A 554-nucleotide genomic window follows, 5' to 3' on the forward strand; every position below is an offset into this window, starting at 1 on the left:
GCCTGGACAGAATACAGTGGTTTTGACGAGCTAAACCGCCCTGGCCAGAAAGTAACTCATGATAACCGCCTGAGCATTAGCTATCAGTACAGTGGCCTGAGTACCGACATCAACGCCGGTGGCTTGCAGATGAGCCGCACCTACAACAGCCAGAACCAGCTAATGCAAACGGTAGATGCAGAAAACGGCATCACCCGCTACAGCTACAATGGCCTGGGGCTGCCGATAGTGCTGCAGGATGCTAATGGCGTTGCACTCTATGCCGGTTATAACGCGCTGGGTATGAAGCTGTTTGTCAGTGACCCTAACCAGGGTAACAGCCAATACCAGTACAACGGCTTTGGTGAGCTGGAACTGGAAACGGATGCCAGCGGCGTAAACAAATATCACGACTACGATGCGCTGGGCCGGCAAACCGGGTTAAAAGCCATGCAGGGCAGCACGGTTAAAGCTCAGTTTGCCTACAGCTTTGACAGCATTAAAAAAGGCTTACCGGCAAGCGAAAGCAGCGCCGGTGTAGTGCGCAGCTTTGGTTATGATGCCTTCAGCAGGCT

General features: G+C 53.1%; 1 protein-coding gene. It reads left to right on the forward strand.

Going from position 1 to position 554, the window contains the following annotated elements:
• Nucleotides 1-554, forward strand: a 554-nt coding sequence (locus MN202_RS20515; RefSeq protein WP_335737994.1) for a hypothetical protein, incomplete at both ends; no start/stop codon positions are given.

The sequence above is a fragment of the Rheinheimera muenzenbergensis genome, assembly GCF_036984005.1.
Classification (GTDB): domain Bacteria; phylum Pseudomonadota; class Gammaproteobacteria; order Enterobacterales; family Alteromonadaceae; genus Alishewanella; species Alishewanella muenzenbergensis.